We start from the raw sequence: 19,801 nt of genomic DNA, 5'->3' as shown, positions 1-19,801 counted from the left end.
ACGACCGGCGGAAAGCCACGGGGGCCACGGCATACGCCGTGGCCCCCGGGTTCGTGCCGTCAGGCGGTCACCGCACTCCGAAGGCGCGGATGACGGTCTGGTCGACCTCGTTGCCCGAGCCGTCCGCGGCGCTGGCCCGCAGCGACACGTACGACGCGCCCTTCGGCGCCATCAGCTTCGCCGTCCACAAACCGTCCTTCGTCCGGCTCAACGACTGCTTCTGCCAGTGCGCGCCGTCGTCGTACGAGATCTCCAACCGGACCGTCCCGACGCTCCCACCCGTCACGCCGGGCAGGTGCGCGGCGGAGACGGTCAGGGCGGTGTTCCGCTTCGCGGTGCCGGCGGTGTCGGTGTCGACCGCGTAGTCGAGTTGCAGCAGCGGCAGCACGCTCGACTCCACCCCGGCGGCCGGCGCCTTCGACCGGAACGTCCACTCGGACTCGGTGCGCGTCGAGTACCCGCCGGCGGCCGGGTCCTGGCTGGTCCGCACCGTCAGCCGGTACGGCAGGTCGCGGGCATCCGGCGCCGTGCCGCTGATCCAGGTGCTGCTGCCCTGGGCGAGCAGCTCGTCGCCCTGATAGAGCTGGTTGGTCTGGGTGGCGCCGTTCATCGCCATGCCGACGTGATCGGCGCCGCCCCAACCGGGCACGTCCAGGCTGAGGGTGTCACCGGAGCGGGTGGGCAGCTTGAAGTTGTTGTTCAGGTGCGGCCGCTCGATCGGCTCGAAGAATCGCTCCGTCCCGCTGCTGCCCGCCGGGTAGCTGGTCCGCGTGTCGATCTGGTAGGTGCCGGCTTCGACGTACGCCTCCTGGCCCCACTGATAGAGGTCGCCGGTGGAGACCCAGTCGGTGCGTACCGGGGCGAGCGGGCGGTTGCTGGTCTGGCCGATGCCCCAATCGGAGTACGACGGCCAGTCGAAGCGGAACTCACCGCCTCGGGACTGACCGGGCGGGAAGGCGAAACCCACGTCGACACGGGCCAGCGTCTTCTTCGTCTCGGTCCGGCTGAGCTCACGCGGGATCCGGTTGTGGTACTCCTGTACCAGGTCGTAGACGTAGTCGGCGACGGGCTGCGAGGTCACCTGAACAGTCGTCGCCTCGCGCCGGATCTGCTCGATCAGCGCCTCGCCCTCGTCGAGGCTGACCAACGCCACCTCGATCGGGGTGGGGGTGAAGAAGTCGATCGAGTAGTCGCGCACGTCGCGCCACGGCTGGTCGCTCACCACCAGCATCAGCTTCGCCCCGGCGGCGGTCGCCGCAGCGGCCTGGTCGGCGTCGCCGACGTCCTGGTTGCGCCGGACCACCACGGCCTTGCCCCGGGCGTCCAGGTCGGCGTAGTCGGCAGCGGCGCCGTTGCCCGCGTAGACGGTGGGCAGCGTCCAGCGTCCCTTCGGCAGTTGAGTGGTGCCCTGCTGGCGGACCAGATCGTCGAAGTCGACGGTCCTGGTGCCGACGCTGAGCACCGGCTGCTCCTTGCGCCACCGGGCGCCCAGGTAGAAGTCGCCGTGCGCTACCTCGTGGTCGGTCGGCTGGGCCCAGAAGCTGTCGTAGAAGACGCCGCCCTCGATGAACGAGCGCCACCGCCCCTCACCCCGCGAACGGTAGTAGTCCAGCCGGGTGTACGTGTCCGCGGTCTGCTGCGGCACCCGCGACTCGAGCCGGCGCGCCGCGCTCGCGTCCAGGCGGACCACGGTGTCCGCTCGCAGGTCGATGTCCGGGTCACCGACCAGTGCCACACCGAGCGAGTTCGGCCCGTGCGCCCCCGTGACGTTCAGGAAGCTCATCGCCGAGTAGACGCCATCGGGCAGGTAGAGCTGCGCGACGCCGTTCTCGTCGGTGTTGAGGAAGTCCGGCCCGTACGCGCCCGGCTGGCCCAGCTCGATCAGTCCGGCGGTCGGCTTGCCGACCCGGTCGGTCAGCTCCAGCCGCAACCAGTGGTACGGGGTGTACGTGCCGACGGAGATCGCCGTGCGGGTCAGCGTGGTCCGGTCCGGTCCGCTGGCGGTGATCTGCCCGGTGTACCGGCTGCCGACAGCGGCCCGGGTGGTGTCCGTGGTGAGGGTGACCGTGGCGGTGCCGTTGGCGGGCACGGTCACCTGTGCCGCGGAGAGGCCGAACAGCCCGGCGGGTGCGTCCGGCGCGTCGACCGCCAGGTCCAGCGTGACCGGCTGTCCGGTGGTGTTGGTGTACGTCACCGGCCGCGTGCTGCCACCGGCCTGCACCGTGTCGTCTCCCATGACGGTGTGCACGGTGCCGGTGGCGAAGACCGGGGCCTTCACCGCCGCGGCGACGTCGACCCGGCCGGTGCCGGCCTGGTACGCGTCGTACTGTGGCGTGGGCTCGGTGGTGCTGACCAGGGCGTCCTTGAGCTGCTGGCCGGTCCAGTCCGGGTGCTTCGCGGCGAGCAGGGCGGCAGCGCCGGCCACGTGCGGTGCGGCCATCGACGTGCCGTCCATGAGCTGGTAGGCACCCTCGCCGGGCGCGTACTGCGACCTGGCGGCGAGCACGCCCACGCCCGGCGCGGTCAGCTCGGGCTTGACGGCCTCGTCGCCGATCCGCGGCCCCATGCTGGAGAAGTAGGCGAGCTGGTCGTCGGCGTCGACCGCGCCGACGGTCAGCGCCGCGTCGGCCGCACCGGGGGTGGAGATGCTGCCCGTCGCGCCGCTGTTGCCGGCGGAGACGACGAAGAGCGCGCCGGTCTCGGCGCTGAGCGAGTTGACCGACTGGCTGAGCGGATCGCTGCCGTCGCTCGGCTGGGTCGACCCGAGGCTCATGTTGATGATCTTCGCGTCTGCCTCCCGGGCCGCCCACTCCATGCCGGCGAGGATCCAGGAGTCCTGCCCGGAGCCGGCGTCGCTGAGCACCTTGCCGACGACGAGGCGGGCATCGGGGGCGACACCCTTCTCCCGGCCACCGGACGCCGCGCCGGTGCCGGCGATGGTCGAGGCGACGTGGGTGCCGTGTCCCACCCGATCGGCCAGCTGCTCGCCGGGCACGAACACGGCCGACTCGGCGATCCGGTCGGCCAGGTCCGGGTGCGTCGCGTCGATGCCGGTGTCCAGCACGGCGACCCGTACCCCGGTCCCGGTGTCGCCGCCGGCCCACACCTCGGGAGCGCCGATCTGCGCGGTGGTGTCGGCGAGGTCGGCGCGCACCCGCCCGTCCAGCCAGATCTTGGCGATCCCGCCGCCGAAGCGGCCCGTGCCGTCGGCCGTGGTGGCCGACTTCGCGGCAGGGGCGGCGGTGATTGCGGCCCAGAACTCGTCGGCCTGGTCGCGGTCCTCGTTCAGCGCGGCCCCGGAGATGCTGCTCAACGTGCGGGTGCGGGTCGCACCGGTGGGGGCGGTGGCGCGCAGCCCGGCCGGCGAGCCGGCGTACGACACGATCAGCGGCAGATGCTCGGAGTGCGCGTCGTCGTACTCGTCGGCGATCAGTCGGGTGACGTTGAACAGTCGCTTGTCCAGGGTGTCCGCGGCCACGTACGGGAGTACGGACTGCGGGTAGACGTACAGCTCTTCGCCGTCCTCCACCATCCTGACCGCGCTGGGGGCGCCGTCGGGTCGCCGTACCTCCACCGTGCCGCCGTTCGGGTTGTGGCGGGTGGTCACCACGTCACCGGTGATCAGGGTGACCGAGTGGGTGCCGGGAGGGGTGGGCAGGCCGGCCGTGGGCGGGGGTGTGGTGCCGGGATCTGCCGGCGAGCCGGGGGCGGCCAGGGCGGGTGTGCCACCGGTCGCCGCGAGGGCCGTGGAGACCATGGCGGCCAGCCAGCCTCCACGGGTACGCGAGATCGTCACGTGATGTCGTTCCTTGCTTCGTCGTCCGCTCCGGCCGCTGCTGGTCACGACAGCGAAGTGTCTCGATGCCGGTACGGACACAGCAGGGCGGGGGCGTATCTGTCGGGGGTGAAACGTCACGCTACGCGGGAAAGATCATTCCGTATATAGGCGGACGCCGGCGGGCGACGGCGCGGGCCGGTGGCCGTCGGTGCGGCGGTGCGCGTCCCCGTTCGGTCCGTCCCGGCGATGCGCAGCGGCGTCTCTCGGCCTGACGTCCGAGGGCGGGCGGGGGTTAAGCTCCTTCGATCGAGCCCAAGTTACCGGGAGGTAAGCATGTCGGAGGAGCTCCGCGTCGCCATCGTCACCGGAGCCGCGCGTGGTATCGGCGCGGCCACCGCACGCCGGCTCGCCACCGACGGCATGGCCGTCGCGGTGGTCGACATCGAGGAGTCGGCTACGAAGGAGACGGTCGACGCGATCGTGGCAGCCGGCGGTCGTGCGCTCGGCGTCGGTGCGGACGTCGCGGACCGGGGCCAGGTGGAGGCGGCCGTGGACCGGGTCGCCGCCGAGTTGGGACCGCCGACCGTGCTGGTCAACAACGCGGGAGTGCTCCGGGACAACCTGCTGTTCAAGATGTCCGACGCCGACTGGGACACGGTGATGGGCGTGCACCTGCGCGGCGCCTTCCTGTTCAGCCAGGCCGTCCAGCGGCACATGGTCGAACGCAGGTGGGGCCGGATCGTCAACCTCTCCAGCACCTCGGCGCTGGGCAACCGTGGCCAGGCCAACTACTCGGCCGCGAAGGCCGGCCTGCAGGGCCTCACCAAGACCCTCGCCATCGAGCTGGGCCCGTTCGGCGTCACCGTCAACGCGGTCGCGCCCGGGTTCATCGTCACCGACATGACCGCGGCGACCGCCGCCCGGATGAAGGTGGACTTCGCCGAGCTGCAGAAGCATGCGATCGCGGAGATCCCGGTACGCCGGGTGGGCCGCCCCGAGGACGTCGCCCACACCATCTCGTTCCTGGTCGGCGAAGCCTCGTCGTTCGTCTCCGGCCAGGTCATCTACGTAGCCGGCGGCCCCCGGGCCTGACCCCCACTCACCCCGGCGACGCGAATGGCCACTCTTGCATGGAAAGAGTGGCCATTCCGCTCGCCATGGCCACACTCCCGTGAACGAGGCCGATCGAGAGGTGGGGGTCAGCTGGTCGGGCGGGTGCGGTGGAGCCAGAAGAGGCCGAGTAGAGGCAGGATCAGCGGGATGTAGCCGTAGCCGCTGCCGAACTGCGACCAGACCGTCTCGTCCGGGAAGAGAGCCTTGTCGGCCAGGCTGAGGATGCCGACCACCACCACGCCGACCAGCTCCACGGAACAGCACACCAGGGCCAGCCGGCGGCCGGCGTGACCGGCCCGGGCCAGCCCGATCGCCGCCACGATGTAGATCAGCGCGGCCACCGCGGAGAGCGCGTACGCCACCGGCGCCTCGCCGAACTTCGTGACGATCTGGAGCAGGGCCCGGGAGGTCGCCGCGATCGCGAAGAGGATGTAGACGGCGATGAGCAGCCGCCCGGGACCCCGGTTCGTGGTACGCCGCGGCGTAGCCGTGTCAACCACCGAGCACCTCCCAGGTCTGCTGGAGCCGGACCACGACGACCGGAGTCACCAGGCAGACCGCGCAGACGATCGCCGAACCCCAGCGGGTCGGCTCCATCCGGGCCAGCACCACCGCCAGCGGCGGCAGGCAGAGCAGCGTCACCAGATAGCCGAAGAAGGCACCCGGCTCACCCGGTCGGTCGCCCCCGGCGACGGCGACCAGGGCCACCACCGTCAGGGCGATCAGCACCAGCTCCAGCACGCCCAATCCGATCAGCTGCCAACGGTCCGGCGGCCGGTTACGCATAGCGGACACCAGGCTCCAGACCGCGAGCAGGAGCGACAGCACGATCGACACGGTGGCGAGGAGCCCGTCCACCGGCGATCCCGTCGCGGCGGCGGCGACGGTCATCGGGACCACCCCGGTCCATGGCTCGGTCACCGGCACAGCCTACTAATCGTCGTAGTAACGGCTCCTCGCCCCCGCCCCGACCTGCCCCCGCGGCCGCGCGGACCGGAACGGGCGACTAGCGTGGATCACGGGCGCGGCCGTGCCGCGGGGATGACTAGGGCGGGGGTTCACGTGCTGCGATTCGGTTTGTTCGGCACCGGTCACTGGGCGGCGGAGACGCACGGGGCGGCGCTCGACGCGCACCCGCGCGCCGAGTTGGCCGGGGTGTGGGGGCGGAACCCGGAGCGGGCCGCGGCGCTGGCCGACCGGTACGGCGTACCCGCCTTCGACGACGTCGACGCCTTGATCGAGGCGTGCGACGCGGCGGCTGTCGCCCTGCCGCCGGACGTCCAGGCGGACATCGCGACCCGGGCGGCCGCCGCGGGACGGCACCTGCTGCTGGACAAGCCGCTGTCGCTGAGCCTCGCCGACGCCGACCGGGTGGTGGAGGCCGCACAGTCCGCCGGGGTCGCCTCGGTGGTCTTCTTCACCCAGCGGTTCCAGCCGAACGTGGCCCCCTTCGTCGCGTCCACCGCCGCGGCCGGCGGCTGGCAGCACGCAAAGACGGTCATGTTCTCCTCGATCTACCAGCCGGGCAGCCCGTACGGCGCGTCCCAGTGGCGGCGGGACCACGGCGCGCTCTGGGACGTCGGCCCGCACGCCCTGTCGATCATCCTGCCGGTGCTGGGCCGGGTGGAGAAGGTGGCCGCGATGGACGGGCCGAACGGCCTCGTGCACCTGCTGCTCACCCATGCCGGGGGCGCCACCAGCAGCGCCTCGCTGACGCTGGACGCCCCGCCCGAGGCGGTGACCCGCGAGTTCGTCTTCTACGGCGAGAACGGCATCGAGACCGTGCCGAACGGGCAGTACGAGCCGCACGTCGCCTTCGGGGTGGCGATCGACCAGTTGCTCGAGGAGATCGCCGCGGGTACCCGCGACCACCGCTGCGACGTGCGCTTCGGCCGGGAGGTGGTGGCCGTGCTGGCCGCCGCCGAGACCGCCCGCGCCGAGTCCCGTACGGTCAGCGTTCCCGCCTGACGTCGGCCGTCGGAGGCCCTCGCCGGACCTGACGCGTCCGGCGAGGGCCCCTTGCGGTCAGCCGAGGTCGACGCCGCGTACACGGCCGTTCTGGTCGGCGGCACGGGCTGGAACCGAAAGCCCGGTGGTACTCCTCCTTGGCGGACACGTCCCAGCGCACCTCGTGGTTGCCGGGGTGTACCGGATGCGGTCGGCCACTTCGGCCGGAACCGTCGACCGGTAGAGCGTGTCGACACGACAGCGGTTCAGGACAGCACTGCTCCCTGCGGTAATTCGCTGGCGGTGCGCGGGAGCACGGGTTAGCGTGCGGCCATGTTCACGCACGCCCTGATCCAGGTGGTCGGCACGCCGGCTGCCCGGGGCCCAATGTTGGTGTCCCGTCCGCGAGTCCGGCGTCCGGCCCTGGTGGGCCGGGACGCGACCCGCCGCTGACGCAGGGCGCGTTCCCGCGCCACTCTCCAGGGCCGTCCGAGTCCCCATCCACTCGGACAGGCCCCGCTCCGGGCTGCCTGTCCGCTCGTCGCCGCAAGGGCGACAGACAGGACGACGACACGTGGCGCCCCGCCGTACCCGAGCAACCGAACGCGACCGGAACCGTCGCGTACTCTCCCAGAACTTCCTCGCCGATCCGGCCGCCGTAGCCCGGGTCGTCCGGTCGGCCGCCCCCGACCCGGCCGGCCTCGTGCTGGAGGTCGGCGCCGGTCGAGGCCAACTGACTCGTCCGCTCGCCGCCCGGTGCGGGCGGCTCGTGGCGTACGAGGTCGATCCCGCCGCCGGGGCTGAACTGGCCGCCGTCTGCGCCGACCTGCCGAACGTCCGGCACCGGCAGACCGACTTCCTCACCGCCGAGCCGCCCGGCGAGCCGTTCACGGTGGTCGGCAACATTCCCTGGTCGCTGACGTCGGCGGTGGTCCGGTGGTGCCTGGCCGCCTCGCAGCTGCGCGCCGCGACGCTGCTCACCCAACTGGAGTACGCGCGCCGGCGCAGCGGCGACTACGGCCGCTGGTCCCGGCTCACCGTGCTGACCTGGCCGGAGTTCTCCTGGCGACTCGCCGGGCGGCTGCCACGTACGGCGTTCCGTCCGGTGCCCACTGTGGACGCGGGCATCCTGCGGATCGAACGGCGCCCGGAGCCGCTGGTCGCCCCGGCCGGGCTGCCCGCGTACCGCCGGATGGTGGAGTTGGGGTTCGGCGGCGCCGGTGGCTCGCTCGCGGCAACGCTGCGACGGCGTTATCCGCCGGGTCGGGTGTCGGCGGCGCTGCGGGCCACCCGGCTGGACCCGGGCACCCCGGTCGGGTACGTCTGGCCGGAGCAGTGGCTGGTGCTGTTCCGCCTCCTGCACGCGCGCTGAGTGCCCCCGCCGGCCGGGCCGACCACCGCAGGTCAGGCCAGCGTGCCGAGCGTCTCGTGCAGCTCGGCGGGTGAGTCGAACTGCTCGGCCGGCAGGGCCTGCAGCATCTGCAACATCTCCGTGCTGGCCCCGTTCTCCTGTCCCCAGCGGACCAGGTCCTCGCGGGAGACCGGGTAGTCGAGCCCGGCCAGGAGCTCCTGCCACTGCACCCCGGTGACGGTCATGTCCGGCGGCTACCCGTTCAGCGGCCCGGCACACCGCCGGGTCGTGCCGGCCGCTCAGCGGGCCGGCGCACCTCGGCACGCGGCCGGTTTGCCCGCCGACCCGCCGGGTAGCCGCTGGCATGCTGGTTCAGCGGCTCGGCGCGCCGAGCGACTTCGACCCCCTGTTGGAGCGCGTCCGGGACGCCCGGATAGTGATGATCGGTGAAGCCACCCACGGGACCTACGACTTCTACCGGCTCCGGGAGCAGCTCACCCGGCGACTCATCGCAGAGTGCGGGTTCTCGTTCGTGGCCGTCGAGGGGGACTGGCCGGACTGTGACCGGGTGCACCGTTCGGTCACCGCTGCGCCAGGTGGGATCGTCGAGCCGTTGGTCGCGCTCGAGCGGTTCGAACGCTGGCCCACCTGGATGTGGTCGAACGCCGAGGTAGCGCGTTTCTCCGGCTGGTTGCGAGCCTGGAACGCGCAGCGCCCGGAGGGGCAGCGGGCCGGATTCCACGGGCTGGACGTCTACAGCCTGTGGGAGTCGATGCAGGCGATCTTCGACTACCTGGGCGAGGAGGACCCGGCGGGGCTGGAGGTCGCCCAGGACGCGTACCGCTGTTTCGAGCCGTACGGCAGGCGCCCCGAGGAGTACGGCATCGCGAGCCGGTTCGTCTCCTCCCGATGCGAGGAGGAGGTGATCCGGTTGCTCGCCCGTACGCGGGAGCAGGCCCTCGCCGACGGCCCGGACCGCTTCTCGGCCTGGCAGAACGCCGAGGTGGTGGCCGGCGCCGAGCGGTACTACCGGGCGATGGTGGCCGGCGGCCCGGAGTCCTGGAACATCCGGGACATCCACATGCAGGACACCCTGGACCGGCTGCTGGACCGGTACGGCCCGGGCGCGCGGGGTGTCGTGTGGGCGCACAACACGCACGTGGGCGACGCGCGGGCCACCGACATGACGGCGGAGGGAATGGTCAACATCGGGCAGTTGGCCCGGGAACGGCACGGTGCCGACGAGGTGGTCCTGGTCGGCTTCGGCTGCTACGAGGGCGCCGTGATCGCCGCGCCGCGCTGGGGCTCACCGGCCGAGGCGATGGTGGTGCCACCGGCCCGGCCCGGTTCGATCGAGCGGCGGCTGCACGAGTTGATGCCGGACCGGGCGGTGCTCGTGTTCGGTGGCGACGACCAGCCCGGGTGGGCCACCGACACCGCCGACCACCGGGCGATCGGAGTGGTCTACGACCCGACGTTCGAGTCGTGGGGCAACTACGTGCCGACCCGGCTGGGCGAGCGGTACGACGCCTTCATCTGGTGCGACGACACCACGGCGCTGCACCCACTGCCGGCGGTCAGCACCACCGGCGAGATGGAGACCTACCCCGCCGGGGTGTGACCGGCCCTACCGGACGGGCGACCCAGCCGGCGCTGTCGCGACGCCGGCCCACGCCTTCGCCACCCCCAGCCGGCGCCTTCTGCGACGCCGGCTGGATCGTGGGCTCAGCCAGGGCGGCCGACCGAGGCGGGCTCGCGGTCGGCCAGGTGGGCGCGGAGACCCTCGCCCTCGATGTCGACGTTCGGCAGCGCCCGGGCGAGCCACTTCGGCAGCCACCACGCGCGGCTGCCCAGCAGTGACATCACCGCCGGCACGATGGTCATCCGGACCACGAAGGCGTCGATGGCCACGCCGACGGCGAGCGCGAAGCCGATCGACTTGATCACCGGGTCGTGGAGGAAGAAGACGAAGCCGCCGAAGACCGAGATCATGATCAGCGCGGCGGCGGTGACCACCCGTGCGCCGTGCCCCATCCCGTTGATCGTCGCCTGCTGCGCGGTGTCACCGTGCACGAAGTCCTCCCGCATGCGGGAGACGAGGAAGACCTCGTAGTCCATGGCCAGGCCGAACAGGATGCCGATCAGCAGGATCGGCAGGAAGCTGATCAGCGGCCCCGGGGTGTCGAGGCCGACCAGGTCGGCGAGGTGGCCCTGCTGGAAGACCGCGACCGTGATGCCGAAGGTCGCCGCGACGGTGAGCAGGAAGCCCAGCGCGGCCTTGACCGGGACCAGCAGCGACCGGAAGACCAGCATCAGCAGCAGGACGGAGAGCCCGACGACCAGCACCAGGTAGATCGGGAGGGCGTCGGCGAGCTTCTCCGAGACGTCGATGCCGATCGCGGTGGCGCCGGTCAGCAGCACGTCGACGTCCTGGATCCCGCCGACGGCGTGCCGGATGTCGTGCACCAGCGTCTCCGTGGCGGCGTCGGTGGGCCCGGTCTTCGGTACCACGCCGAGCAGGGCCGTACGCCCGTCGGGACTCAGCTGCGGCGGCGCGACCGCGAGCACGTCGTCGGTGCGCTGGACCAGGGCGGTGACCTGCGGTACGGCGGCCGCCGTGGCCTGCGGCGTGTCACCGGCCACCACCACGGCGAGCCGGCCGGTGAAGCCCGGGCCGAAACCCTCGGTGATCAGGTCGTTCGACACCCGGGCCGGAGATCCGGCGGCCGCCGTACCGGCGTCCGGCAGGGCGAGCCGCATGTCCGAGGTGGGGATCGCGAGAAGTCCCAGGCCGAGCAGTCCGACCAGGATCACCGGTACGCGGAGCCGGGTGACCAGCCGGGCCCAGCGGAACCCGAAACCGGGCCGGTTCCCGGCCGCCGCGCCACCACCCGTGCGGCGGGCTGCGACGTCGTCGGCCGGCGCGGTGCCGCGCACCCGGCGGGGGAGCACCTTGCGGCCGGCGAAACCGAGCAGCGCCGGCTGGAGGGTGATCGCGACGAGCACCGCCACGGTGACCGTGCCCGCCGCGGCGAGACCCATGACGGTCAGGAACGGGATGTCCACCACGGCCAGGCCCGCCAGCGCGATCACCACTGTCGCCCCGGCGAAGACGACGGCGGAACCCGCCGTGCCGACGGCGCGGCCGACGGCCTCGTCCGGTGGCAGCCCGTCGAGCAGGTTCTGCCGGTGACGGGACGTGATGAACAGCGAGTAGTCGATACCGACCGCGAGGCCGAGCATCAGCGCGAGGATCGGCGCGGTGCTGGTCAGCTGGACGGTGCTGCTGAGCGCGAAGAGGCCGGCCATGCCGACGGCGACGCCGATCAGCGCGTTGAGCATGGTCATTCCGGCCGCCACCAGCGAACCGAACGTGACTACCAGGACGACCGCGGCCACCGCCACACCGATCGCCTCGGTCGAACCCACCTCCGGTTCGCCGCCCAGCACCTCGCCGCCGGGGGCCACCTGCCAGCCCTGCCCCTCGGCGCTCGCGCCGACCTTCTCGTACGCGGCGCGCTGCGCGTCGTCCACCTCGTCGGCGCCACCGGCGAACTGCACCTGGACCAGGGCGTACTGGCCGTCGGGGGAGACCGCGCCGACGGCGAGCGGGTCGACCGCGCCGACCACGCCCGGTACGGCGGTCGCCTCCTGGATGATCTCCTTGACCACGGCCTGCCCCTGGGGTGTGGCCAGCTGCCCGTCCGCGGGCGCCTTCACCGCGATCGTCCCGGTGGCGCCGCTGGCGGTCGGGAACTGCTGGGAGAGCAGGTCGAGGGCCCGCTGGGATTCGGTGCCGGGCATGGTGAAGTTGCTCGCCGTCGGGCCGCGCAGGAACGCGGCGGCCAGGCCGAGGCCGACGAGCACGACGAGCCAGATCGCGACGACGAGTCGCCGCCGACGCAACGAGCCCCGGCCGAGCCGGTAGAGCAGGGTCGCCATCAGGTTTCCTTGTCCTGGGTCGGGTGTTCAGGTACGGGTTCGAGAGCTCGCCGGGCGAGCGCGAGCAGCGCCGGACGTAGCTCGGCGTCGGGCACGTCGACGAACTCCGCGCACGTCTCGGAGATGCCGGCGAGCAGCACCAGCGCCGCGACCTGCGCGGCCGCTCGGTCGGTGTTTCCGGCGAGCGCGTCCCGCAGCCGCTCGGAGATCCGCTGGATGTGCGCGAACTCCGGTTGCCGCAGCAGCTCGGGAAACTCGCCACGGATGAGCGCGATCTCCCGCCGGAAGCGGACCGCGAGGTCGACGAACCCCTCGGCCGCGGTCTGCTGCGCCGCGCGACCGGTCAACCCGGTGAGGGCGTCGTCGAGCGCCTGGAGCTCCGTGATGGCCGGAGCCATCAGTTCGGTGAGCAGAGCTTCCTTGTTCGCGAAGTGGTAGAGCACGGTGGCCTTCGAGCAACCCACCTCGGTGGCGATGTCCTGGAGCGAAGTGCCCCGGTAGCCGGTCGCCGCGAAGCGTCGCGTCGCCGCGGCCAGGATCTCCCCGCGGGTCTCCGGTTCTGCCCGTCGCATGCCGGTCACCTCCGTTGACCAGCATGCCTGACCGATCGGTCAGACCCTGACCGATCGGTCAGATGAATACCGTGGCCTTGCCCACAGGCGGCCGGCCGGTTCGCTCGGCGGACGTGCGGCGCGTCCCGTCGTGTCCGGTTGACCGCCGCCCCGCCGACCGGGAAGGTGGGCTGATGGGAGCGGCGGAGGAGACCCGGGACGGGGTGTCGCTGACCAACCTGGATCAGCCGCTCGTCGACGGGGTCAGCAAGCGTGACCTGGTCGACTACCTCGACACGATCAGCGATCGGATCCTCCCGCACCTGCGGGACCGGCCGCTGTCGGTGATCCGTGCGCTGCGCGGGCAGGCGCCGTTCATGCAGAAGAACCTGCCGAAGTACACCCCGGAGTGGGTGCGGCGGGTGCCGGTCTGGGCGGAGGCGTCGCAGCGGGAGGTGTCGTACGCGCTCTGCGACGACCGCCGCACGCTGCTCTGGTTCGCCAACCAGCGGGCCGTCGAGTACCACCCGACGCTGGCCCGGGCGGACCGACTCGACCGTCCCACCCACCTGGTGCTCGATTTGGACCCGCCGGAGGGGGACTCGTTCCCGGCTGCGGTGGCGGCCGCGCTGCTGGTGCGGCAGGCGCTCGCCGATTCCGGCCTGGCCGGCGCGGCCAAGACCAGCGGCGCCAAGGGGGTGCACGTCTTCGTGCCGGTCGCGGCCGGGCACGACGCCGAGGAGATGGCGGCCGCCACCCGGGCGCTCGCGGTTCGCGCCGAGCGGCTGGACCCGGCGTTGGCCACCACCGCCTTCATCCGAGAGGACCGGGGCGGGCGGGTCTTCGTCGACTCCACCCGGGCGGGCGGGGCCACCGTCGTCGCCGCGTACAGCCCGCGGTTGCGGCCGGGACTGCCGGTCTCCTTTCCCGTCGACTGGGCCGCCCTGGCGGACGTGACACCGGGCGACTTCACCGTGCGCACCGTCCCGGAACTGGTCATCGCACACGACCCGTGGCTCGACCTGATGCCGGCACCGCAGCCCCTCCCGGCCGACCTGGTCGAGGAGGGGCGGGCCATTCCGATCGCCCGCGTGCAGGCGATGCACGAGGGCAAGCGCCGGGCCCGTGCCCGGCGTCAGGCGGGCTGACGCCGGGCACCCACCGGCTCACTCGGGCCAGTCGTTGCCCAAGATGATCTGCACGAAGTCCTCCCGTACGAACGACGGGTCGAAGTGCGCGAGCACGTCGTCGTTCACCGTGCCGAACGTGGTCTGCGGCCGGTGCGCCACCCCCCGGTTGAACGCCGCCAGGATCTGGCGCTTGAAGTCGGGGCGCGGGTGGGCGGCGGTCACCTCGGCGATCCGCGCCGGGTCCAGGTCGCGGTAGCCGATGCCCAGCACGTCGGTCTCCACTCCGGCGGTCACCAGGGCGATCTCCGGGTCCAGGTGCTCGGGTACGCCGGGTGTGGTGTGCAGCGCCACGGCGAGCCAGACCTTGCGTGCCTCCTCGGCGGAGCGGCCGTGGTCGAGCAGGAACCGCTCGGCCGCCTTCGCCCCGTCGACCTCGAAGCGCAGATCGGTGCTGCCGTACTCGCCGGTGAGGCCGAGGTCGTGGAACATCGCGCCGACGTAGAGCAGCTCCGGGTCGGGGGAGAGGCCGCGGCGCTCGCCCTGGAGCGCGCCGAAGAGGAACACGCGGCGGGAGTGGTGGTAGAGCAGCTCGTCGGTAGCTTTGCGGACCAGATCGGTCGCGGCGGCGACGAGCGGCGTGTCCGGGATGGCGATCCCGGCGATGATCTCGGTCATCCGAGCTTCCTTCCGTGCTGGGCCGGCTGGTGGCCGCCCGCTTCGGCACCGATGCTGCCGGGGCTAGACTCGACGAGCCATGTCCCTGGGGACAGGCACTCCACAGATACGGACATGCGTGGGTCGGGACGCGGGCTGGCCGCCCCGGAACCTGAGGGGGTACGGCGGATGACCGGGCAGAGCCCGCACCGCGTCGGTGTGGTGGTCTTCGACGGGGTGCAGTTGCTCGACGTGTCGGGGCCGGTGGACGTGATCGACGCGGCTACCCGGCGCGGCGCGCACTACATCGTGCAACTGATCGGCTGGCGGTCCGTGCAGGTACGCACCTCCTCGGGTGTGCGGCTCACCGCCGACACCACCCTGGACGAGGCCGACCCGGTGGACACGCTCGTACTCACCGGCGCCGACGACCTCTCCGCGCTCCCCGACGCGGCGGACGTCCGGGCCCGCCTGGGCCGCCTGGTCCGGCCGGACACCCGCCTCGCCGCGGTTTGCACCGGCGCGTTCGTGCTGGCCCGGACGGGGTGGCTGGACGGGCACCCGGCGACCACCCACTGGCGGCACGTGGAGCGGTTGCGGGCCGAGTTCCCGCAGGTCGAGGTACGACCCGACGCGATCTACGTACGTAGTGGCCGCCTGTTCACCAGCGCCGGGGTGACCGCCGGGATCGACCTCGCGCTCGCACTCGTCGAGGCGGACCACGGTGCCGGACCGGCCCGGGAGGTGGCCCGGGAACTCGTGGTGTTCATGCAGCGTCCGGGCGGGCAGTCGCAGTTCTCCGTCCGGCAGGATCTTCCGCCGAGCGGCGACCAGCGGCTGCGCCGGGTGATCGACAGGGTGGCCGCCGACCCGGCGCGGCCGTACCCGATCGAGGCGATGGCGCGCGACGCGACGGTGACCCCACGGCACCTGCGGCGGATCTTCCAGCAGGAGCTCGGTCTCACGCCCGGCCGTTACCTGGAGCTGGCGCGCATCGAGGCGGCCCGCGTACTGCTGGAGCAGGGGGGCACGGTCGGTGAGGCGGCCCGGCGCAGCGGGTTCGGCAGCGACGAGACGTTGCGGCGGGTGTTCACCACGACGTACGGCATCCCGCCCTCGGCCTACCAGCGTCGGTTCCGCACCACCGGGGTGTCCTGACCCACGTCGAGTTTTCTTGACCGGTCAGTCAAGTAAGTTGTAGCGTGGTCTCATGGGGCGAGCGAGGGAGTTCGACGTCGACGTGGCGCTGGAGGCCGCGATGCGGACGTTCTGGGAGCGCGGATACGAGGGCGCGTCGCTGTCGGACCTGACCGAGGCCACCGGTGTGGGGCGTCAGTCGCTGTACCTGGCGTTCGGTGACAAGCAGAAGCTCTACCTGGCGGCGCTGGACCGCTACCGCGAGCACTTCTACCTTCCCCTGCTGGAGGCGCTGTCCGGCAACGTCGACGTTCGGGTGGCGTTGCGGGAGGCGATCCTGCCGCTGGTGGACGGTAGCTGCGCCGACGATCCCCGAGGGTGTTTTCTGATCGCTGCGGCGGCCGAGCGGGCCAGTGAGGACTCGGCGGTCCGTTCCCGGGTCGCGGCGGCGTTCGCCGGCCTGGAGGCGGCTCTGCTGGAGGCGGCGCAGCGCAGCCGAGCGGCCGGCCTGGTGGCCGACACGGTGGACCTGACCGGCTGGGCCGCGCTGACCGTGGCCACGATCCAGGGCATGCGGGTGATGGAGGCGGGTGGCACCGATCGGGGCACCCTGATCCGGGCGCTCGACGCCGCCTTGGCGATGTTGCACCCCTGATTTTCTACTCAATCCGGGCATGGCAACCGCCTGCCCATTTAATTGACCGATCGGTCAAGAAATTAAGGACAAACATGTCTGTAACGTTTGATCTCACCGGTAAAGTCGCTGTCGTCACCGGCGCCGGCAAGGGCATCGGGGCAGCCGTCACGCGTGAGCTGCTCGACGCGGGAGCCCGCGTCGTCGCAGGCAGCCGTAATGCCAGCAAGGACCTCTCCGGGCTGGCCTTCGACGAGGTCCTCGCGGCGGTCGACGTCGACCTGTCCACCGCCGAAGGCCCGGGCCGGCTGGTGGCCACCGCCGTCGAGCGCTTCGGCGGCCTGGATGTGCTGGTCAACAACATGGGCGGGCTCTCCGGCGGTCGCCCGAAGCTCGGTGGATTCCTGTCGGTCAGCGACGCCGAATGGTTGAACAGCTTCGAACTGAACCTGCTGTCCGCCGTGCGAGCCACCCGCGCCGCGCTGCCCACGCTTCTCGAACGAGGCGACGGGGCGATCGTCAACGTCGGCTCTGTCAACGCGATCCTGCCCGATCCCAGCGTCGTGGACTATTCCGCAACCAAGGCCGCGTTGACCAACCTCGGCAAGTCGCTGTCGGCTGAGTTCGCGCCCCAGGGACTCCGCGTCAACACCGTCTCTCCCGGCCCGGTGGTGACCCCGTTCTGGACCGCGCCCGGTGCGCTCGGCGAACAGCTCGCGACCGCCATGGGCACCGACCTGGACGGTGCGATGCGTGCGATGGCCGAGGGGCTCGGCGGGATCAAGCTAGGCCGGTTCGGCACCCCCGAGGAGGTAGCCCGTCTGGTGGTGTTCCTGGCCAGCCCCGCCGCATCCTGGATGACCGGCAGCGACATCGTCATCGATGGCGGGCTCATCAGGACCCTCTGAACCCGCCGGACGACGCGGTCGGCCCCGAGCCCGTCCGGATCGGAAGAGGCCGCCGTCCGGTACCGCCGGGCAGCGGGTGGCCTCGCCGCGCGCAGCCGTGACTGGCCTGCCGCCCGGGCCGCTCGGGCCAGGAAAACCCATGCTCGACCCGCCGGACAGACCTGGCCACGGCCGATCGGCCAGGTCTGCCCGGCCGGCGACAGGTCGGGCTGGCCACGCGTACGACAAAGGCCGCTGCCAGGGATGCTGGTCAGCGGCCTTTCGTACTTCTTAGCAAGAGTGCCCCCGGCAGGATTCGAACCTGCGCCCCCGCCTCCGGAGGGCGGTGCTCTATCCCCTGAGCTACGGGGGCTCAGCGACTGGGAAAGACTAGCAAACACCCTGCACGAACAACGAATCGGTATCCGCCGTGTGCGTGTCATCCCTGCTCGGCCGCCCCCTCCCCACCCACCCACTCTCGTCGCCCGGCCCTCGCCGCTCGTCGCCGCTGTCGCCGCCGATCATGAGGTTGACGGGGGATTCGGAGATCGGGAACGCCGTCAACCTCATGATCGACATGTGCGGGCGCGAGGCGTTTGTTGCAGGGTCGGGCGAGGGGAGGGGTGGGTCAGGCGGCTTGGGTGCGGCCGCAGCTGGGCAGCGGGTGCAGTGTGATCCGTCGCGGTAGGCGGCGCGGCCACTCGTTGCGGGCCCAGGAGCCGTCCACGATCAGGTGCACTGTGCGCTGCTCCTCGCCGCTCAGCCGCAGGACGAAGTCGCGCGGCAGCGGCGGGTCGACGTCCGGTGTGGTGATCATGAACCGGACGCGGCCGCGCGAGGAGACGGCGGAGACCACGTCCGCCGCGGGCATCGTGCCGCGCAGCCGGACCCGGCCGATCCAGTAGACCTCGGCGAGGTGCTCCTGGGCGGCCCGGATGATCGCCGGGTACTCGCTGCGTACCCAGCGCTCGACCGCGCCCACGCAGAGCCCGCAGGCGCGCTCGCGGGGCTCGCGGGGACCCAACCCCCAGGCCCGCAGGTACGCCCCGACCGCGCCGGCGTCCATCGGCAGGTCGAACTGCCGCTGGATGAGGCCGGTCAGGCTCTGCCGCGTCCACAACTCCTCGCCCAGCTCGAACTGGTCCGGATGGACGCCTCGCAGGGTGTCGATCAGTTCGAGTTCCTGTTCGCGGCTGAGCATCCCCGGCTCGCCCTGCCGCTGTCCGCGACGGGCGGCTGCCACCGCCCCGTCACCGCCGATGGTGTGGCGCCGGCACCAACTGGTGACCGAACGCCGTGCGTCTCTCAGTGCAACCCCCACGTCTTGGGCAACGAGCCCGAATCGCAACTGGTCACGATATGTGTGGAGAAAACTCTCTAACACACGTAATCGGACAGACCGCCCAAAGTGAGCGGGGGGTTGTCGTCCTGCGTCCGAGCAGCTGGCGGACAGCGGTCAACGCCTCGGGTCGCTGATCCGGACGCCCCGGCAGGGTCGGGTCGGAGATGCGCCAGCGGCGTCGCCCGGGAGCGCCTGGGAACCTCGCCGGCCGGATTGGGTCGAGGTGGGCGGACCGTGATCTCCGGACGGGCCGTTCGGGCCGCATCGGGGGTTTGACTCCCAGTGGTAGGCCGCGGGACGGCCGACCGCTTGGTTGATCCACACGGGGTGCGTGTATATCGGGTTGTCCCAGCTGTCCGGATACCCCGACTTCAAGGGACCCGAGTTGATCTTCGCGCCGCGCTGCCCCGGCTCGCGCTTCCGCGGCTCCGCGTTGCCCGGGGTCGCGTTGCCCCGGGGCGGGTCGTGGGTCGCGTGGCGCCGCCCGGGGTCGCGCTGCCCGGCGTGGCGCCGCCTCGGGGTCGAGCCGCGCCGGGTTCGCGCTGCCCGGCGTGGCGCCGCCCCGGGGCCGAGCCGTCCCAGGGCCGAGCCGCCGCCCCGGCGCCGAGCCGCCCCGGGGGGGCGCGCTGCCCCGGATTCGCGTTGCCCAGGGGCACGACCGTACGGTCGTCAGCCGCCGAGGCGCTTCTTCGCGTTCTGGAGGTTGGTGAGGTCGGTCTGCTGGGTGTTCTTCATGACCTGCGCCGTCCGGAGCACCTCCGGTTCGTCGCCGGCGTCGAGCACCCCGTCGATCATGTGGACGCCGCCCAGGTGGTGATTGATCATCATGTTCAGGAACAGGAGGTCGAACTCCCGGCCCTGCGCCGCGCGCAGTTGCTCCATCTCCTGAGGAGTGGCCATGCCCGGCATCAGGCCGTTCTTGACCAGGCTCGCACCGTCCGGCATCCACGCCATGCGCGGCTGCGAACCGGTCGGATCCAGCCCCCAGCCGCGCAGCCAGGTCTGCATGATGCCGATCTCGCCCTGCTGGCCGCTGGCGATGTCGCCGCCGATCTGGCGTACCTCGGGGTCGGTGCCGCGCTGGAACGCCAGCATGCCCATCTCGACCGCCTGGGCGTGGTGGGCGGTCATGTCCCGAGCGAAGCCGGCCTCGACCGAGTCGTCGCCGGGGCGGGTCAGCCGCGGGGTCAGCAGGCCCCCGGCGTACCCGAGGAGCAGGGCGGCCACGACGGCGACGGCGATGCCCACCAGGCCGAGGCCGGGGCGGGACCCCCGGCCGCCGTCGGCGGCCGGGGTCTCGGACGAGCTGTCAAGGGTGGCGGGAGCCGTCATCAC

The 19,801-nt window shown here is 72.1% G+C and carries 17 protein-coding genes and 1 tRNA gene; 8 read left to right on the top strand and 10 right to left on the bottom strand.

What is annotated here, in order from left to right; all coding sequences use genetic code 11:
• Window positions 1-67 precede the first annotated feature (67 nt).
• Window positions 68-3,796 (bottom strand): S8 family serine peptidase, encoded by a 3,729-nt coding sequence (locus ABZS42_RS00290; RefSeq protein WP_355140942.1) that lies wholly within the window; start codon window positions 3,794-3,796, stop codon window positions 68-70.
• 315 nt (window positions 3,797-4,111) lie between these two features.
• Between ABZS42_RS00290 and fabG the strand changes: the two genes are divergently transcribed.
• The gene (fabG, locus tag ABZS42_RS00285; protein WP_355140940.1) at window positions 4,112-4,870 is read left to right on the top strand and encodes a 3-oxoacyl-ACP reductase FabG; all 759 of its coding nucleotides are present in this window, start codon (window positions 4,112-4,114) and stop codon (window positions 4,868-4,870) included.
• Between the two features lie 107 nt (window positions 4,871-4,977).
• Here fabG and ABZS42_RS00280 read toward each other — a convergent pair whose 3' ends face one another.
• Window positions 4,978-5,391 carry a hypothetical protein gene (locus ABZS42_RS00280; protein ID WP_355140939.1) on the bottom strand — a complete coding sequence of 138 codons (414 nt, stop codon included), beginning with the start codon at window positions 5,389-5,391 and terminating at the stop codon, window positions 4,978-4,980.
• Window positions 5,384-5,782, bottom strand: coding sequence for a hypothetical protein (locus tag ABZS42_RS00275; RefSeq protein WP_355141335.1), 399 nt, complete (start codon window positions 5,780-5,782; stop codon window positions 5,384-5,386). The genes ABZS42_RS00280 and ABZS42_RS00275 overlap by 8 nt, the downstream gene beginning before the upstream one ends.
• 171 nt (window positions 5,783-5,953) lie before the next feature.
• On the opposite strand from ABZS42_RS00275, the gene ABZS42_RS00270 reads away from it, so the two are divergent.
• Together ABZS42_RS00270 and erm are read left to right on the top strand one after the other, a co-directional pair.
• Entirely contained in the window at window positions 5,954-6,859 is a 906-nt protein-coding gene (locus ABZS42_RS00270; RefSeq protein WP_355140937.1) for a Gfo/Idh/MocA family oxidoreductase, read from the top strand.
• Window positions 6,860-7,412: 553 nt separating this feature from the next.
• Window positions 7,413-8,210 carry an ErmE/ErmH/ErmO/ErmR family 23S rRNA (adenine(2058)-N(6))-methyltransferase gene (gene erm, locus ABZS42_RS00265; protein ID WP_355140935.1) on the top strand — a complete coding sequence of 266 codons (798 nt, stop codon included), beginning with the start codon at window positions 7,413-7,415 and terminating at the stop codon, window positions 8,208-8,210.
• 32 nt (window positions 8,211-8,242) lie between these two features.
• Here the strand turns inward: erm and ABZS42_RS00260 are convergent, their stop codons facing one another.
• Window positions 8,243-8,434, bottom strand: coding sequence for a DUF2795 domain-containing protein (locus ABZS42_RS00260; RefSeq protein WP_355140933.1), 192 nt, complete (start codon window positions 8,432-8,434; stop codon window positions 8,243-8,245).
• 119 nt (window positions 8,435-8,553) lie between these two features.
• On the opposite strand from ABZS42_RS00260, the gene ABZS42_RS00255 reads away from it, so the two are divergent.
• Window positions 8,554-9,810 (top strand): erythromycin esterase family protein, encoded by a 1,257-nt coding sequence (locus ABZS42_RS00255; protein WP_355140931.1) that lies wholly within the window; start codon window positions 8,554-8,556, stop codon window positions 9,808-9,810.
• 104 nt (window positions 9,811-9,914) lie between these two features.
• Here ABZS42_RS00255 and ABZS42_RS00250 read toward each other — a convergent pair whose 3' ends face one another.
• Window positions 9,915-12,131, bottom strand: a complete 2,217-nt coding sequence (locus tag ABZS42_RS00250) for an MMPL family transporter (RefSeq protein ID WP_355140929.1) — start codon at window positions 12,129-12,131, stop codon at window positions 9,915-9,917.
• Complete coding sequence (locus ABZS42_RS00245; protein ID WP_355140927.1) at window positions 12,131-12,703, bottom strand: TetR/AcrR family transcriptional regulator; 573 nt, start codon at window positions 12,701-12,703, stop codon at window positions 12,131-12,133. Before ABZS42_RS00245 ends, ABZS42_RS00250 begins: the two co-directional genes overlap by 1 nt.
• Window positions 12,704-12,876: 173 nt before the next feature.
• On the opposite strand from ABZS42_RS00245, the gene ABZS42_RS00240 reads away from it, so the two are divergent.
• Window positions 12,877-13,830: an ATP-dependent DNA ligase gene (locus tag ABZS42_RS00240; protein WP_355140925.1), complete on the top strand. Its 954-nt coding sequence runs from the start codon at window positions 12,877-12,879 to the stop codon at window positions 13,828-13,830.
• A gap of 18 nt (window positions 13,831-13,848) precedes the next feature.
• Here ABZS42_RS00240 and ABZS42_RS00235 read toward each other — a convergent pair whose 3' ends face one another.
• On the bottom strand, window positions 13,849-14,487 hold the full coding sequence (locus ABZS42_RS00235) for an HD domain-containing protein (protein WP_355140923.1): 639 nt from the start codon (window positions 14,485-14,487) through the stop codon (window positions 13,849-13,851).
• 168 nt (window positions 14,488-14,655) lie between these two features.
• On the opposite strand from ABZS42_RS00235, the gene ABZS42_RS00230 reads away from it, so the two are divergent.
• The 3 genes from ABZS42_RS00230 to ABZS42_RS00220 all read left to right on the top strand — a co-directional run bounded on the left by ABZS42_RS00230 (window position 14,656) and on the right by ABZS42_RS00220 (window position 17,145).
• Entirely contained in the window at window positions 14,656-15,624 is a 969-nt protein-coding gene (locus tag ABZS42_RS00230; protein ID WP_355140921.1) for a GlxA family transcriptional regulator, read from the top strand.
• Between the two features lie 52 nt (window positions 15,625-15,676).
• Complete coding sequence (locus tag ABZS42_RS00225) at window positions 15,677-16,258, top strand: TetR/AcrR family transcriptional regulator (protein ID WP_355140919.1); 582 nt, start codon at window positions 15,677-15,679, stop codon at window positions 16,256-16,258.
• A gap of 74 nt (window positions 16,259-16,332) precedes the next feature.
• Complete coding sequence (locus tag ABZS42_RS00220; protein WP_355140917.1) at window positions 16,333-17,145, top strand: oxidoreductase; 813 nt, start codon at window positions 16,333-16,335, stop codon at window positions 17,143-17,145.
• Between the two features lie 280 nt (window positions 17,146-17,425).
• Here the strand turns inward: ABZS42_RS00220 and ABZS42_RS00215 are convergent.
• From ABZS42_RS00215 to ABZS42_RS00205, 3 genes are all read right to left on the bottom strand, one after another.
• Window positions 17,426-17,497: transfer RNA gene (locus tag ABZS42_RS00215), tRNA-Arg, on the bottom strand.
• Between the two features lie 255 nt (window positions 17,498-17,752).
• Window positions 17,753-18,445, bottom strand: a complete 693-nt coding sequence (locus ABZS42_RS00210; protein WP_355141333.1) for a winged helix-turn-helix domain-containing protein — start codon at window positions 18,443-18,445, stop codon at window positions 17,753-17,755.
• Window positions 18,446-19,135: 690 nt separating this feature from the next.
• Window positions 19,136-19,798, bottom strand: coding sequence for a DUF305 domain-containing protein (locus ABZS42_RS00205; protein ID WP_355140915.1), 663 nt, complete (start codon window positions 19,796-19,798; stop codon window positions 19,136-19,138).
• Window positions 19,799-19,801 lie beyond the last annotated feature (3 nt).

It is taken from the genome of Micromonospora sp. NPDC005367 (genome assembly GCF_040606825.1).
In the GTDB taxonomy this organism is placed as follows: Bacteria; Actinomycetota; Actinomycetes; order Mycobacteriales; family Micromonosporaceae; genus Micromonospora.
Note: the sequence above shows the minus strand (reverse complement) of the source record. Positions and strands in the feature narration are given on the sequence as shown.